At 71.7% G+C, this 13,885-nt stretch carries 16 protein-coding genes; 4 read left to right on the top strand and 12 right to left on the bottom strand.

Annotated features, from left to right (window positions below):
- Positions 1–140: 140 nt before the first annotated feature.
- Both AC1PME_RS01465 and AC1PME_RS01460 read right to left on the bottom strand, forming a co-directional pair.
- Complete coding sequence (locus tag AC1PME_RS01465; RefSeq protein ID WP_481097077.1) at positions 141–824, bottom strand: MFS transporter; 684 nt, start codon at positions 822–824, stop codon at positions 141–143.
- Positions 821–1,162: a hypothetical protein gene (locus tag AC1PME_RS01460; protein WP_481097076.1), complete on the bottom strand. Its 342-nt coding sequence runs from the start codon at positions 1,160–1,162 to the stop codon at positions 821–823. The genes AC1PME_RS01465 and AC1PME_RS01460 overlap by 4 nt, the downstream gene beginning before the upstream one ends.
- A 132-nt stretch (positions 1,163–1,294) precedes the next feature.
- Here AC1PME_RS01460 and AC1PME_RS01455 point away from each other — a divergent pair, with 132 nt between their 5' ends.
- The gene (locus tag AC1PME_RS01455) at positions 1,295–1,741 is read left to right on the top strand and encodes a winged helix-turn-helix transcriptional regulator (protein WP_481097075.1); all 447 of its coding nucleotides are present in this window, start codon (positions 1,295–1,297) and stop codon (positions 1,739–1,741) included.
- 14 nt (positions 1,742–1,755) lie between these two features.
- On the opposite strand, the gene pcaC is transcribed toward AC1PME_RS01455, so the two are convergent.
- The 8 genes from pcaC to AC1PME_RS01415 all read right to left on the bottom strand — a co-directional run bounded on the left by pcaC (position 1,756) and on the right by AC1PME_RS01415 (position 8,421).
- The gene (gene pcaC, locus AC1PME_RS01450; protein WP_152235697.1) at positions 1,756–2,148 is read right to left on the bottom strand and encodes a 4-carboxymuconolactone decarboxylase; all 393 of its coding nucleotides are present in this window, start codon (positions 2,146–2,148) and stop codon (positions 1,756–1,758) included.
- 37 nt (positions 2,149–2,185) lie between these two features.
- Positions 2,186–2,965 carry a 3-oxoadipate enol-lactonase gene (gene pcaD, locus AC1PME_RS01445; RefSeq protein ID WP_481097074.1) on the bottom strand — a complete coding sequence of 260 codons (780 nt, stop codon included), beginning with the start codon at positions 2,963–2,965 and terminating at the stop codon, positions 2,186–2,188.
- A 114-nt stretch (positions 2,966–3,079) separates the two neighbouring features.
- Complete coding sequence (locus AC1PME_RS01440) at positions 3,080–4,432, bottom strand: 3-carboxy-cis,cis-muconate cycloisomerase (protein WP_481097073.1); 1,353 nt, start codon at positions 4,430–4,432, stop codon at positions 3,080–3,082.
- A 67-nt stretch (positions 4,433–4,499) separates the two neighbouring features.
- On the bottom strand, positions 4,500–5,057 hold the full coding sequence (gene pcaG / locus AC1PME_RS01435) for a protocatechuate 3,4-dioxygenase subunit alpha (RefSeq protein WP_307547853.1): 558 nt from the start codon (positions 5,055–5,057) through the stop codon (positions 4,500–4,502).
- A gap of 4 nt (positions 5,058–5,061) precedes the next feature.
- Positions 5,062–5,781, bottom strand: coding sequence for a protocatechuate 3,4-dioxygenase subunit beta (gene pcaH, locus AC1PME_RS01430; RefSeq protein ID WP_481097072.1), 720 nt, complete (start codon positions 5,779–5,781; stop codon positions 5,062–5,064).
- Between the two features lie 86 nt (positions 5,782–5,867).
- Positions 5,868–7,076: a 3-oxoadipyl-CoA thiolase gene (gene pcaF / locus AC1PME_RS01425; protein ID WP_481097071.1), complete on the bottom strand. Its 1,209-nt coding sequence runs from the start codon at positions 7,074–7,076 to the stop codon at positions 5,868–5,870.
- The gene (locus AC1PME_RS01420) at positions 7,073–7,744 is read right to left on the bottom strand and encodes a 3-oxoacid CoA-transferase subunit B (protein ID WP_254459938.1); all 672 of its coding nucleotides are present in this window, start codon (positions 7,742–7,744) and stop codon (positions 7,073–7,075) included. The genes pcaF and AC1PME_RS01420 overlap by 4 nt, the downstream gene beginning before the upstream one ends.
- Positions 7,732–8,421 (bottom strand): 3-oxoacid CoA-transferase subunit A, encoded by a 690-nt coding sequence (locus AC1PME_RS01415; protein ID WP_254459937.1) that lies wholly within the window; start codon positions 8,419–8,421, stop codon positions 7,732–7,734. The genes AC1PME_RS01420 and AC1PME_RS01415 overlap by 13 nt, the downstream gene beginning before the upstream one ends.
- A 327-nt stretch (positions 8,422–8,748) precedes the next feature.
- Here AC1PME_RS01415 and AC1PME_RS01410 point away from each other — a divergent pair, with 327 nt between their 5' ends.
- The 3 genes from AC1PME_RS01410 to AC1PME_RS01400 are packed head-to-tail and all read left to right on the top strand — an operon-like array spanning position 8,749 to position 11,646.
- The gene (locus tag AC1PME_RS01410) at positions 8,749–9,825 is read left to right on the top strand and encodes an aromatic ring-hydroxylating dioxygenase subunit alpha (protein WP_254459936.1); all 1,077 of its coding nucleotides are present in this window, start codon (positions 8,749–8,751) and stop codon (positions 9,823–9,825) included.
- Between the two features lie 29 nt (positions 9,826–9,854).
- Entirely contained in the window at positions 9,855–10,604 is a 750-nt protein-coding gene (locus AC1PME_RS01405; protein WP_307547844.1) for a GntR family transcriptional regulator, read from the top strand.
- Between the two features lie 58 nt (positions 10,605–10,662).
- Complete coding sequence (locus AC1PME_RS01400; protein WP_481097070.1) at positions 10,663–11,646, top strand: PDR/VanB family oxidoreductase; 984 nt, start codon at positions 10,663–10,665, stop codon at positions 11,644–11,646.
- Positions 11,647–11,736: 90 nt separating this feature from the next.
- Here AC1PME_RS01400 and AC1PME_RS01395 read toward each other — a convergent pair whose 3' ends face one another.
- Entirely contained in the window at positions 11,737–12,225 is a 489-nt protein-coding gene (locus AC1PME_RS01395) for a nuclear transport factor 2 family protein (protein ID WP_254459933.1), read from the bottom strand.
- Between the two features lie 456 nt (positions 12,226–12,681).
- Entirely contained in the window at positions 12,682–13,860 is a 1,179-nt protein-coding gene (gene pobA / locus AC1PME_RS01390) for a 4-hydroxybenzoate 3-monooxygenase (RefSeq protein ID WP_481097069.1), read from the bottom strand.
- Between the last annotated feature and the right edge of the window lie 25 nt (positions 13,861–13,885).

Below are 13,885 nucleotides of genomic sequence, written 5' to 3'. Positions count from 1 at the left end.
GCCGTACCGACCCGCCGCGTCGCCCACCAGAACAGCAGCGCCAGCAGGCTGACCGCCGCCCCCAGGCGGCACACGCCGGTCCACCCGGCCTGGGCATAGGTCGCGGTCGTGGCGATCGCGCCCAGTCCGCTGCCCACCGCTTAGAACAGCATGTACAGGCCGATCAGCCGGCCGTGCGCCTGCGGGTGGCCGCGCAGGATCATGCTCTGGCTGGTCACGTGCAGCGCCTGCCCGGCCAGGTCGAGCAGGACGATCCCCAACACCAGCGCGGCGAGCGACTGCTGCAGCCGCGACAGCGGCCACCAGGCCAGCACCAACAGCACCAGCGCTGCGGCGCTGGTGCGCTGGGCATGGCCGCGGTCGGCCCAGTGCCCGGCGCGCGCGGCCGCCAGCGCGCCGACCACGCCGGCCAGGCCGAACGCGCCGATGACGGTGTGCGGGAACGCATAGGGCGGCGCGCGCAACGGCAGCACCAGCGCGCTCCAGAAGATGTTGAACGCCGCGAACATCAACAGCGCCAGCACGCCGCGTACCTGCAGCACCCGCTCTTGCCGCAGCAGGGTCAGCATGGACGCGATCAGGCGCGCATAGCGCAGCGGCTGCGACGGCACCGGCAGCGCCGGCAACCAGCGCCACAGCGGCAGCGCGAGCGCCAGCATCAGCGCCGCGGCGCCGGCATAGACCCCGCGCCAGCCGGCCAGTTCGCTGACGCCGCCGGCGACCACCCGCGCCAGCAACAGGCCGATGAACACCCCGCCCTGCGCCGCGCCGACCACCCGTCCCTGCTCCTGCGGCGCCGCCGCGCTGGCCGCGTAGGCGATCAAGCGCCCTGGGTCATCGCCGTGCCCAGCATGCCGACCGCGAGCATGCCGACCAGCAAGGCCGGCGCCGACCGCGCCACGCTCACCGTCGCCAGTGCCGCCACCAACCCCAACGCCTGCATCGCCATCAGGCGGCGACGCTCCAGCAGGTCGCCCAGCGGCACCAGCAGCAACAGGGCCAGCGCGCAGCCCACCTGCGCGGCGCTGACCACCCCGCCCACCGCCGCCGGGCGGATGCCGAGATCCGCCGCCAGCGCGTCCAGCAACGGCTGCGCGTAGTACACGTTGGCCACGCTCAGGCCGCTGGCGACGGCGAACAGCCAGACCAGGCGACGCGGCATGCAGGGCGCAGCGGTGACGGATTGCATGATCGAAGGCTCGCCCGTTCCAGTTTCAAAACGAAACTTGTTTCAGGCTAGGTCGATAGGTTTTAAAATGCAACCACTTCCGCCGAGCGCCTACCAGGAACGCCGATGCCGCCCCGCCCCGCCATGCCCGCGTCGCCCTGCCCGGTGGCGCGCAGCGCCGACCTGATCGGCGACCGCTGGTCGCTGCTGATCGTGCGCGATGCCTTCGATGGGGTGCGCCGCTTCGGCGACTTCCAGCGCAGCCTGGGCATGGCGCGCAACATCCTGGCCGACCGGCTGCGCAAGCTGGTCGAGGCCGGCGTCCTGGAAACGCGCGAGGCCTCCGACGGCAGCGCCTACCGCGAGTACGCGCTGAGCGCCAAGGGCGAGGACCTGTTCGCGGTGGTGCTGGCGCTGCGGCAGTGGGGCGAACGGCATCTGTTCGAGCACGGCGAGCGCCATTCGGTGCTGATCGACACGCGCAACGGCAAGCCGGTCGCGCGCATGCTGCCGCGCGCCGCCGACGGCACGCGGCTGAGCCCGGCGGTCACCGTCGTGCGGAAGGTGCGCTGAGCGCGCGGGGCGCCCTAGGCGCCGCCTTCGGCGGCCTGCTCGGCCAGGATCGGCGCGGCCAGGGCGAAGGCGTGGTTGGCCGCGGGCACGCCGCAATAGATCGCCGCCTGCAGCAGCACTTCCTTGATCTCGTCGGCGCTGACGCCGTTGTTGCGCGCCGCGCGCACGTGCAGCTTGAATTCCTCGTCGTGGCCGCGCGCCACCATCATCGCCAGGGTCAGCAGCGAACGCGTATGCCGCGGCAGGCCCTCGCGGGTCCACACCGTGCCCCAGGCGGTGCGGGTGATGAACTCCTGGAACTCTTCGGTGAACGGGGTGCGCGCGGCCAGCGAGCGGTCGACATGGGCATCGCCGAGCACGGCGCGGCGCACCTGCAGGCCGGCGGCGTAGCGTTCGTTCTCGTCCATCGGGTCGACTCCTGAGTGTGGGAAAAGGCGGGCGCGGTTACTGCAGCAGGAAGCGCAGCAGCGCGTCGTTGAAGGCGTGCGGCGATTCGACGTTGCACAGGTGGCGCCCGTGCACCTCGGTGTAGCCGCCCTGCGCCACCTGGGTGGCGATGGCCTGCAGATCGGCCGGCGGGCACACCGGATCGTCGTGCCCGGCCACCGCCAGCACCGGCATGCGGATCTCGCCCAGGCGTTCGCGGAAGTCGGCCTCGGCCAGCGCCTGGCAGCAGCCGATGTAGGCCTGCGCGTCGGTGGCGCGGAAGCTGTCCAGGATCGCCTCGACCGCCGCCGGCTGCGCTTCGGCGAAGGCCGGGGTGAACCAGCGCGTGCGGGTGCCCTCGCACAGCGGCGCCAGGCCCGCGGCGCGGACCTGGTCGATGCGCGCCTGCCAGCTCTCGGCGCTGCCGATCCTGGCCGCGGTCGCGCACAGGGTCAGGCTGAGCAGGCGCTCGCCCGCGTGCAGGCCCAGCCATTGTCCGGTCAGCCCGCCGATCGACAGGCCGCAGAAATGGCTGCGCTCGATCGACAGCGCGTCCAGCAGCGCCAGCACGTCGCCGCCGAGATCGGCCATGGCGTACGGCGCCGGCGCGGCGGTGGAGGCGCCGTGGCCGCGGCGGTCGTAGCGCAGCACGCGGAAATGCGGCGCCAGCGCCGCGATCTGCGCGTCCCACATGTGCAGGTCGGTGCCGAGCGAATTGCACAGGGTCAGCCACGGACGGCCTTCGCTGCCGTCGATGCGGTAATGCAGACGATGCGTGGGCAGGTCGAGGATCGGCATGGGCGAGGCGCTCGCTGGAAAGGTGGAAGGGGCCGGCGCGGCACGGGACCGGGCGGCGCCGGCAAGTCTAGACCGGGTCGCCCGCGCTGCGGCAGACCGGCACCGCGCAGCGGCTCACGGATGCGCCTGCGCGGCGAGCACGCGCGCGATCCACACCGCGGCCATGCCGCGCCAGCTGTCGCCGGCGAACAGCGCGTCCAGGTCCGCAGGCGCCAGCACCGCGGTCACCTGCGGCTCCTCGGCCAGGACCGCGCGCAGGTGCTGCCGCGTAGCCAGCGCACGGCGCACCGCCGCCTCCACCAGCGCGTGCGCGGCGGCCTTGCCCAGCTGCGCGGCCAGGGTCACCGCCACGGCTTCCGCGTAGAGCAGACCGCCGTGGCTGTCCAGGTGCGCGGCCATGCGCGCGCGGTCCAGTTCCAGGCCCTCGATCAGCACGCGCACCTGCGCCAGGCTGCCGGCGCTCAGGCGCACCAGGTCCGGCAGGGTCTCCCATTCGGCATGCCAGCCGCCGACGGCACGTTCGTGCTCCTGCGGCAGCGCCGCGAACAGCGTCGCCAGCAGGCCCGGCGCGCGCGTGGCGGCGGCGATCGCGACCACGCAACCGACGGGATTGCGCTTGTGCGGCATCGCCGAGGAGCCGCCCTTGCCCGCTGCCGCTGGCTCGAACGCCTCGGCCACTTCCGACTGCATCAGCAGCGCGACGTCGCGGCCGATCTTGCCGAGGCTGCCGGCCAGCAGCGCGAACGCTGCACCGATCTCGCCGATGCGGTCGCGCGCCGCATGCCAGGGCAGCGCCGGCAGCGGCAGGCGCAGCTCCGCGGCCAGCGCCTCGGCCACGGCCAGGCCCTGCGACTGCAACGCGGCCAGGGTGCCGGCGGCGCCGCCGAACTGCAGCACCAGCGCATCCTCGCGCAGCGCCTGCAGGCGCCGACGACTGCGCTGCAGTGCGTCCAGCCAGCCGGCGGCCTTCAGCCCGAAGGTCACCGGCACCGCCTGCTGCAACAGGGTGCGTCCGGGAAGGCCGGTGTCGCGCTCGCGCTGCGCCAGTGCCGCCAGCGCCGCGCACAGCGCGTCCAGTTGCGCCTCCACATGGTCGAGCGCGGCGCGCAGCTGCAGCACCGCACCGCTGTCGATGATGTCCTGGCTGGTCGCGCCCCAGTGCACCCAGCGCGCAGCCGCGTCATCGGTGGCGGCGACCTGGGCGGTGAGCGCCTTGACCAGCGGGATCGCCGGATTGCCGGCCAGCGCGGTGGCGTCGGCGAGCGCGGGCACGTCGTAGCGCGCGGCCTCGCAGGCGGCGGCGATCGGTTCCGCGGCGCTGGCCGGGATCACCCCGCAACGCGCCTGCGCGCGTGCGAGCGCCGCTTCCACGTCGAGCATGGCCTGCAGACGCGCGCGGTCGTCGAACAGCGCGTCGACGGCCGGATCGCCGAACAGCGGACGCAACAGGGATTCGGAAACGCTCATCGGTTCGTACGCGGTGGGAAGATCACGCAGGGTAACCGCTGCGGCCTGTGCGCAATGTCTGCCGCACTCAGTAGCGGAAGAACACGGTCTCGTGCTCGCCCTGCATGCGCACATCCCATTGGTAGCGGTTGGGCGCCAGCGGTTGCGCGACCAGGGTGGCGCGGCGCTCGGCCGGCACCTGCGCCAGGATCGCGTCGCCGTCCAGGTCGTCGTCGCCGAAGTACAGCCGCGTCGGCGCGGCGCGCAGCAGGCCGCGCATGAACACCAGCACCACCAAGTGCGGCGCCTGCAGGCCCTTGGGCCCGGCGACGCGGCCGGGCTTGACCGTGCGGAAGGCGAAGCGGCCCTGCGCGTCGGTCGGCACCCGGCCCCAGCCGTGGAAGGCCGGATCGTGGTCGCCGCGGCGCGGATCGGCGGCATGGTCGTAGATGCCGGCAGCGTCGGCCTGCCAGATCTCCAGCAGCGCATCGCCGACCGGCGCGCCGTTGCCGTCGAACACGCTGCCGGCGATCTCCACGTGGGTGCCTTGCGCCTGCGCCGGTGCGATCTCGGTGCGGTACAGCGGTTCCAGCCCGATCCGGTAGTAGGGGCCGACCGTCTGCGAGGGGGTTGCCTGGAAACTCATCGCCTCACTCCCAAGGGGTCTGCTTGCGTCCGCGCAGGACGATGTCGAAACGGTAGCCCAGCGCGAACTCGTTGGCGGTGTTCTCCCAGTCGAACGCCGACACCATGCGCTCGCGCGCCTTGGGGTCCTCCACGCAGTTGAAGATCGGGTCGAACGCCAGCAGCGGATCGCCGGGGAAGTACATCTGCGTGACCAGGCGCTGGCCGATGCCGTCGCCGTGCAGCGAGAAATGGATGTGCGCCGGGCGCCAGGCGTTGTAGTGGTTGCGCCACGGATACGCGCCCGGCTTGATGGTGGTGAAGCGGTAACGGCCGTGATCGTCGGTCAGCACCTGGCCGGTACCGGTGAAGTTGGGATCCAGCGGCGCGTCGTGCTGGTCGCCGGCATGCAGGTAGCGGCCGGCGGCATTGCACTGCCAGACCTCGACCACGCTGTTGCGCACCGGCTTGCCGTTCTCGTCGAGCAGGCGCCCGCTGACGATGATGCGCTCGCCCAGCGGCGCGCCGGGAAAGCCGGCGGTGAGATCGGCGGCGTGCGCGCCCAGGGTGGTGCGGTCCAGGGTCGGGCCGGTCGCCTCGGACAGGGTCATCGGGATCGCGATCGGATCGCGGGTCGGGCCGCGCGCGCCGGTGGAGGCGTAAGGCGGATGCAGGTAGGCCGGTTGCGTGCCCGGATACGGGCGGCGATAGCCGAGCAGGGGATCGATGGGGGTGTCGTCGCGCATCGTGCGGTCTCGCTGGCTCCGCGCGGAGCCGGTTGGCTGGAAGAATGATGCAGGCGGGCGGGGCGCAGCGTCGATGGGGCGAGCGGCTACAGCCGCTCGATCGCCAGCGCCACGCCCTGGCCGACGCCGATGCACATGGTCGCAAGCCCGCGGCGGCCACCGCTGGCCTCGAGCTGGCGCAGCAAAGTCAGGACCAGGCGCGCGCCGCTCATGCCCAGCGGATGGCCGAGCGCGATCGCGCCGCCGTTGGCGTTGACGTGGGCGGCATCGTCGGCGACGCCCAGCTCGCGCAGGCAGGCCAGGCCCTGGGCGGCGAACGCCTCGTTGAGTTCGATCGCATCGAAGTCGCCGATGGACAGCCCCAGCCGCGCCAGCAGCTTGCGCGTGGCCGGCACCGGGCCGATGCCCATGTAGGCCGGCTCCACGCCGGCACTGGCCAAGCCCAGCACGCGCGCACGCGGGGTCAGGCCCAGCGCCTGCACCTGCTCGGCGTTGGCCAGCAGCAGGGCGGCGGCGCCGTCGTTGATGCCCGAGGCATTGCCGGCGGTGACCGTGCCGGGCTGGCGGAAGATCGGCTTGAGCCTGGCCAGGGCCTCCAGCGTGGTGTCGGCACGCGGATGCTCGTCGACGCGGACCTCGACGGTCTCGCCGCGCTTCCTGCCCGGGGCGGTCACCGGGGTGATCTCGCCGTCGAAGAAACCGGCGGCCTGCGCGGCGGCGGTGCGCTGCTGGCTGCGCAGCGCGAAGGCGTCCTGGTCTTCGCGCGAGATGCCGTAGCGCGCGGCCACGTTCTCGGCGGTCTCGCCCATCAGGTCCACGCCATAGCGCTGCTGCATCTTCGGATTGACGAAGCGCCAGCCCATGGTGGTGTCCTCGAGCTGCTGGTTGCGGGCGAAGGCGCTCTCCGCCTTGCCCATCACCCACGGCGCGCGCGACATCGACTCCACGCCGCCGGCGATGGCCAGGCCCAGTTCGCCGGCGCGCAGGCCGCGCGCGACCGTGCCGATGGCATCCAGGCCCGAACCGCACAGGCGGTTGACCGTGCTGCCCGGCACGCTGAACGGCAGGCCCGCCAGCAGCAGGCTCATGCGCGCGACGTTGCGGTTGTCCTCGCCGGCCTGGTTGGCGCAGCCCAGGTAGACGTCGTCGATGTGCGCAGGATCCAGTTGCGGATGCCGCGCCAGCAACGCCTGCAGCGGCACCGCGCCGAGATCGTCCGCACGCACCCCGGCCAGGGCGCCGCCGTAGCGGCCGATCGGCGTGCGGATGCCGTCGATGATGTAGGCCTCGTTCATGCCGCCTCCGTGGAATCGGCCAGGGTCAGCGCCAGCCCGGTGGCCTGGCGCAACTCGTCCAGGCTCACGCCCTCGACCAGTTCGAGCACGCGCGCGCCGTCCGGCCCCAGCGCGAACACGCCCAGGTCGGTGTACACGCGCGAGACGCAGCGCAACCCGGTCAGCGGGTAGCTGCACGCGCTCACCAGCTTGGGCTCGCCGCGCTTGGTCAGCAGTTCCATCATCACGTAGACCTGCTTGGCGCCGATCGCCAGGTCCATCGCGCCGCCGACCGCGGGGATGGCATCGGCCGCGCCGGTGCTCCAGTTGGCCAGGTCGCCGTGCACCGACACCTGGAACGCGCCGAGCACGCACACGTCCAGGCGCCCGCTGCGCATCATCGCGAACGAGTCGGCGTGGTGGAAATAGCAGCCGCCGGTCAGCAGCGTCACCGGCTGCTTGCCGGCGTTGATCAGGTCCAGGTCCTCCTGCCCCGGCGGCGGCGCCGGCCCCATGCCGAGCAGGCCGTTCTCGCTGTGCAGGAAGATCTCCTTGTCCGCCGGCAGGAAGTTGGCCACCGCGGTCGGCAGGCCGATGCCGAGGTTGACGTAGGCGCCCTCGGGGATGTCGCGCGCCACCCGCGCGGCCAGCGCGTTGCGGTCGATGCCGCGGCCGCTCAATGCGTGCATGCGTCCTCCTGCGTGGCGCTCACCGCCACCAGCCGTTGCACGAAGATGCCCGGGGTCACCACCGCTTCCGGGTCCAGCGCGCCCAGTTCCACCACCTTCTCCACCTGCACGATCGCGCAGGTCGCGGCCATCGCCATCAGCGGGCCGAAGTTGCGCGCGGTCTTGCGGTACACCAGGTTGCCCCAGCGGTCGCCATGGTGCGCCTTGATCAGCGCGAAATCGGCGCGGATCGGATACTCCAGCACGTAGTGGCGGCCGTCGATCTCGCGGGTCTCCTTGCCGGCGGCCAGCTCGGTGCCGTAGCCGGTGGGGGTGAAGATCGCGCCCAGGCCGTTGCCGGCGGCGTGGATGCGCGCGGCCAGGTTGCCCTGCGGCACCAGTTCCAGTTCCAGCTCGCCGGCGCGGTAGGCCGCGTCGAAGTGCTGCGAATCGCTCTGCCGCGGGAACGAGCACACGATCTTGCGCACGCGCTTGTGCTTGATCAGCGCGGCCAGCCCGGTCTCGCCGTTGCCGGCGTTGTTGTTGACGATGGTGAGCTCGCGCGCGCCCTGCGCGATCAGCGCGTCGATCAGCGCATCGGGCATGCCCGCGGTGCCGAAGCCGCCGATCATCACCGTGGCGCCATCGGGGATGTCGGCCACCGCGGCGGCGCACGAGGCCAGGGTCTTGTCGATCATCGGCGCCGCTCCGCCGTCGCCGGCCGGGGGCGCAGCGCACGGCGGCGCAGGCGCATTACGGGGTCTGCCACGACATCCTCCTCCAGGTCGCTCCGGGAGGCCACGTTAGGCCCGCTCCGGCGGGCGGTCAATCCGATTATCGGATGCACAGTTCGATAAACGAACAATTTAACGGCATGGCAACGGCATGCCGGTCCCGCCCTGTTGTATACATTCGCTCATCGCCCCACAGGGGGCGACGGCGTGAATGCGGTGTTAAGCCGCCGTCCGCCAGCAACACGCAAGGTTCTTCCCCAGCCTGTTGTATACACAATCGAGGTCGCCGCCATGCAGTCGTCCGCTCCGGCTTTTCCGCTCAATGCCTGGTACGCCATCGCCTGGGACCACGAGGTCAAGCACGCGCTGCTGCCGCGCAAGGTGTGCAACCTGGACATCGTGCTGTACCGCACCAGCAGCGGCCGCGTCGCCGCGCTCGAGGACGCCTGCTGGCACCGCCTGGTGCCGCTGTCGATGGGCCGGCTGCGCGGCGACGACGTGGTCTGCGGCTACCACGGCCTGGTCTACGACGCGAACGGGCGCTGCGTGCACATGCCCTCGCAGGACACCATCAATCCCTCCGCCTGCGTGCGCCGCTTCCCCACCGTGGAACGGCACCGCTACGTCTGGGTGTGGCCGGGCGATGCGGCGCTGGCCGATCCGGCGCTGGTGCCGGACCTGCACTGGAACGACGATCCGGCCTGGGCCGGCGACGGCCGCACCATCCACGTCAAGTGCGACTACCGGCTGGTGCTGGACAACCTGATGGACCTGACCCACGAGACCTTCGTGCACGGCTCCAGCATCGGCCAGGACGAGGTCGCCGAGGCGCCGTTCGACGTGGTCCACGGCGAACGCAGCACGGTGGTCTCGCGCTGGATGCTCGACATCGACCCGCCGCCGTTCTGGGCCTGGCAGATCGAACACGCGCACGGCTACCGCGGCAAGGTCGACCGCTGGCAGATCATCCGCTTCGAGGCGCCGTGCACCATCGCCATCGACGTCGGCGTGGCGGTGGCCGGCAGCGGCGCGCCGCAGGGCGACCGCTCGCGCGGAGTCAACGGCTACGTGCTCAACACCATCACCCCGGAAACCGACCGCACCTGCCACTACTTCTGGGCGTTCGCGCGCAACCACTCGCTGCACGAGCAATCGATCACCACGCGCCTGCGCGACGGCGTCACCGGCGTGTTCGGCGAGGACGAGCTGGTGCTGGAAGCGCAGCAGCGCGCCATCGACGCGCATCCGGACCACGTGTTCTACAACCTCAATGTCGATGCCGGCGGCATGTGGGCGCGGCGCCTGATCGAGCGCATGATCGCCGCCGAGCAGCGCAGCCAGGACCTGCACCTGCGCATGGTCGGATGAGCCGACGCCAGGTTCCGGGAGCCACCGCCATGTCCGCCGCGCATCCGTTCCGCTCCAGCGCCGCGCAGACCACCCGCGCCCTGCTGGAATTGCGCGAGCTGATCCTGGCCGGCGCGCTGCCCGCCGGCGAACGCCTGTCCGAGGTCGCCCTGGTGGAGCGCCTGGGCGCCTCGCGCACGCCGGTGCGCGCCGCCCTGCAGCGGCTGGCCGAGGAAGGCCTGGTGCAGCCGTTGCGCGGCGGCGGCTACGCGGTCCAGGCATTCGACGAGGCCGATGTGGACGACGCCATCGAATTGCGCGGCACCCTCGAGGGCCTGGCCGCGCGCCGCGCCGCCGAGCGCGGCGCCGAACCCGCCTTGCTGGCGCAGGCGCAGGCGCTGCTGGCGCGGATCGACGCGGTGCTGGCGACGCGGCCGCTGAGCGAGGACGCCTTCGCCGGCTACGTCGACTGCAACGCACAGCTGCACGCGCTGCTGTTCGAGATGGCCGGCAGCGCACTGCTGTCGCGCGAGTTCGCGCGGGTGACGCAGCTGCCGTTCGCCTCGCCCAGCAGCTTCGTGCTCGAGCGCGGCCAGGCCGCCACCGTGCTGTCGATCGCGCAGGACCAGCACCGCCAGGTGCTGGACGCGATCGTGCGCCGCGAAGGCGCGCGCGCCGAAGCGTTGATGCGCGAGCACGCGCGGCTGGCACAGCGCAACGCCCACCATGCCCTGCACGACCACAACGCGCTGGGACAGATCCCCGGCATCCGCCTGCTGCGGCGACACCCACCCGCCTGAGCGTCGCGGCCGCCCGCATCCTGCCTCCGCCTCCCCTTCCCGCCTGCCGGACCCCGCCATGCGCAAAGACACCCAGTGGACCACCGCCCGCGTCGTCGCCATCGCCACGCCCTGCCAGGACGTGCGCGAGATCGTGCTCGACCCGGGCAACGCCGGCCGCCCGTTCACCGTGGGCAGCCACCTCGGCGTGCGCGTGCGTATCGGCGACGCCTGGGACGAACGCTCCTATTCGCTGGTCGGCGAACCCGCGGCCGACGGCCACTACCGCATCGCGGTGCGCGCGGTGCCCGACAGCCGCGGCGGTTCGCGGGCGATGTGGGCGCTGGCGCCGGGCGCGGACCTGGAGATCTCCGCACCCAACAACCACTTCGCGCTGGACGAGACCGCCGAGCACATCGTCCTGGTCGCCGGCGGCATCGGCATCACCCCGATCCTGGGCATGGCGCAGCGGCTGGCGCGCGGACGCATTCCGTTCCGTCTGCTCTACGCCGGCCGCAGCCGCGCCAGCATGGCCTACCTGGACCACCTGCAGGAGCTGCTCGGCGAGCGCCTGCAGCTGTTCTGCCCGGAACATCTGGGCCAGCTCGACCTGGCCGCGCAGATCGCGCAGTGGCCGCGCAACGCCGACGTCTACGCCTGCGGCCCGCTGCCGCTGCTGGACGAACTGCGGCAGCGTTGGCGCGACGACGGCCGTGCCCGCGCGCGCCTGCACTTCGAGACCTTCGGCAACAGCGGCAGCGCGCCGGCGCAACCGTTCGTGGTGCAGGTGCCGGCGCTGGGCAAGACCGTGCAGGTCGCCGAGAACCAGTCGCTGCTGGATGCGCTGAGCGCGGCCGGCGTGGAGGTCATGGCCGATTGCCGCCGCGGCGAATGCGGCCTGTGCGTGGTCGAGGTGCTGGAGGCCGCCGCACCGCTGGACCATCGCGACGTGTTCCTCAGCGACGAACAACGCCACAGCAACCGCAAGCTGTGCGCCTGCGTCTCGCGCGCGCTCGGCGGCAGCCTCAGCATCGACACCGGCTACCGCGCCGACGCGTTCTGATCCGCACGCACGGCGCTGCACGCACGCACCGCCGGTGCCGCCCACAGCAGCGGGCGGCACCGGCGGGCGTGCAACGTCAACCGTGCGGCATCACTTGGTCGCCGCGTCCCAGTGCTCCTGGATCTTGCCGTTCTGGATGCGGAACATGTCGAACCAGGTGGTGGTGTAGGTCTTGCTGGCGTCCTTGGGATCGGGCAGCGTGCGCACCGACACCAGGGTCACGTAGTCGCCTTCGGCCAGGATCGCCACCAACGGCAACTGCACCCGCGGCTGGATCGGCGTCGGCTTGACGAAGGAGGTCAGGAACGCCAGGAACGCGTCGCGGCCGTTGGCCACGTTCGGGTTGTGCTGGATGTAGTCCTTGGCCATGTACAGCGGCGCATATTCGGTGTGTCCGGCTTCGAACACGATGCGCCAGAAATCGTAGACCAGCCGCTTGTTGGCGGTGGTGCGCCAGTCCTCGCCGTGCAGCAGCTGCGCATGGTCGGGATTGGCGGTGACCGCGGTCTGCGCGAACGCGGACGCGGCGGGAAGCGCAAGCAGCAGCGCCAGCAGACAGGCCTGAAAACGGATCTTCATGGAAGACGCTCCGATGGGGGAACAGGGGAATGCGCAATGACGATGCGCCGCCGCGATGCAAGGCAACGAGGGCACTTGCGCGGCTGCAGCGTAGCAACGCGCAGTGCCCGCGCGACGCAGGAAATCGCGAAAAACCGGCGGATTTACCGGCTTTCTTCCGGGTCTGGGAGAATCGCCACAGTTACCTCGACATCAGAAATGGCGCGGCAGCACGCACCTCAACGTGCGTGCACATGGCCTGGCGCAGCGACGCGCTGGCGAGCTGCCTCGTCGGCGATCGGCTCGCCCAATCGCCGTCATCGACAGCGACAATCGCTGGCGCTTCGATCGGGATTCGGGATTCGGGATTCGGGAGTCGGGATTGGGAAAAGCCGAAATGGGGACGATCAACGTTCGTAGAAAGATTGGGGCTCGGCTTTAGCGAATCCCCAATCCCGACTCCCCAATCCCCCTCCCTCAAACCGCCAACGGCAAACCCGCATAGTTCTCAGCGATGGTGGCGCGACCAGCGGCGCTGCCGAGCAGGTAGTCCAGCTCCGCATCGTGCAGGCGGCGGCTGAACGCGTCCTCGTCCGGGAAGCGATGCAGCATCGTGGTCATCCACCACGAGAAACGCTCGGCCTTCCACACGCGCTGCAGCGCCAACTCCGAATAGCGTTGCAGCGGTGCGTCGCTGCGCTCCTGCAGCGCCTGCGCGAACAGGTGCGCGAGCAGGCCGACGTCGCCGGCGGCCAGGTTCAGGCCCTTGGCGCCGGTCGGCGGCACGATGTGCGCGGCATCGCCGGCAAGGAACAGGCGGCCGTACTGCATGGGCTCGGCGACGTAGCTGCGCAGCGGCGCGATGCTCTTCTCCAGCGACGGGCCGGTGACCAGCGCCTGCGCCACGTCGTCGGGCAGGCGGCGGCGCAGTTCGTCCCAGAAGCGATCGTCCGACCAGTCCTCCACCCGCTCCTGCGCCGGCACCTGCACGTAGTAGCGGGTACGGGTGGGCGAGCGCATGCTGCACAGGGCGAAACCGCGCGCATGGCGCGCGTAGATCAGTTCGTCGGCCACCGGCGGGGTATCGGCCAGCACGCCCAGCCAGCCGAACGGATAGACCCGCTCGTACACGCGCAGCACCTCGGCCGGGATCGCGCGGCGGCTGACCCCGTGGAACCCGTCGCAGCCGACCACGTAGTCGCAGTCCAGCCGCCGCGCGGCGCCGTCCTGCACGAAACTCAGCCACGGCTGCGGCCCGTCGATGTCGTGCAACTGCACATCCTCGACCGAATAGAGCGTGGTCGCGCCGGCGGCCCGGCGCGCATCCATCAGGTCGCGGGTCACTTCGGTCTGGCCGTAGATGGTGACCGCGCGGCCGCCGCTGGCCGCACTCAGCGCGATGCGTTCGCGGCGCTGCTCCAGCGCCAGCTCGAAGCCATGGTGGACGATGCCCTCGCGCTGCATGCGCGCGCCGGCGCCGGCGGCGCACAGCAGGTCGGCGGTGCCCTGCTCCAGCACGCCGGCGCGGATCCGCGACAGCACGTGCTCCGGCGTCTGCCGCTCGACGATGACGGTGTCGATGCCGTGGCCGTGCAGCAACTGCCCGAGCAGCAGTCCGGCCGGGCCGGCGCCGACGATGGCGACCTGGGTACGCATGCATCCTCCGAAGGATGGAACCGAT

Source organism: Xanthomonas sp. NCPPB 901 (genome assembly GCF_056725085.1).
Note: the sequence above shows the minus strand (reverse complement) of the source record. Positions and strands in the feature narration are given on the sequence as shown.

Bases quoted from the DNA above. Each gene is read 5' to 3' on its own strand.
- AC1PME_RS01410 (WP_254459936.1), top strand. From the start codon at position 8,749: ATGCAGTCGTCCGCTCCGGCTTTTCCGCTCAATGCCTGGTACGCCATC.
- pcaD (WP_481097074.1), bottom strand. From the start codon at position 2,965: ATGCCGATCCTCGACCTGCCCACGCATCGTCTGCATTACCGCATCGAC.
- pcaC (WP_152235697.1), bottom strand. From the start codon at position 2,148: ATGGACGAGAACGAACGCTACGCCGCCGGCCTGCAGGTGCGCCGCGCC.
- AC1PME_RS01400 (WP_481097070.1), top strand. From the start codon at position 10,663: ATGCGCAAAGACACCCAGTGGACCACCGCCCGCGTCGTCGCCATCGCC.
- AC1PME_RS01415 (WP_254459937.1), bottom strand. From the start codon at position 8,421: ATGATCGACAAGACCCTGGCCTCGTGCGCCGCCGCGGTGGCCGACATC.
- pcaG (WP_307547853.1), bottom strand. From the start codon at position 5,057: ATGAGTTTCCAGGCAACCCCCTCGCAGACGGTCGGCCCCTACTACCGG.
- AC1PME_RS01455 (WP_481097075.1), top strand. From the start codon at position 1,295: ATGCCGCCCCGCCCCGCCATGCCCGCGTCGCCCTGCCCGGTGGCGCGC.
- pcaH (WP_481097072.1), bottom strand. From the start codon at position 5,781: ATGCGCGACGACACCCCCATCGATCCCCTGCTCGGCTATCGCCGCCCG.
- pobA (WP_481097069.1), bottom strand. From the start codon at position 13,860: ATGCGTACCCAGGTCGCCATCGTCGGCGCCGGCCCGGCCGGACTGCTG.
- AC1PME_RS01420 (WP_254459938.1), bottom strand. From the start codon at position 7,744: ATGCACGCATTGAGCGGCCGCGGCATCGACCGCAACGCGCTGGCCGCG.
- AC1PME_RS01440 (WP_481097073.1), bottom strand. From the start codon at position 4,432: ATGAGCGTTTCCGAATCCCTGTTGCGTCCGCTGTTCGGCGATCCGGCC.
- AC1PME_RS01395 (WP_254459933.1), bottom strand. From the start codon at position 12,225: ATGAAGATCCGTTTTCAGGCCTGTCTGCTGGCGCTGCTGCTTGCGCTT.
- AC1PME_RS01405 (WP_307547844.1), top strand. From the start codon at position 9,855: ATGTCCGCCGCGCATCCGTTCCGCTCCAGCGCCGCGCAGACCACCCGC.
- AC1PME_RS01460 (WP_481097076.1), bottom strand. From the start codon at position 1,162: ATGCCGCGTCGCCTGGTCTGGCTGTTCGCCGTCGCCAGCGGCCTGAGC.
- pcaF (WP_481097071.1), bottom strand. From the start codon at position 7,076: ATGAACGAGGCCTACATCATCGACGGCATCCGCACGCCGATCGGCCGC.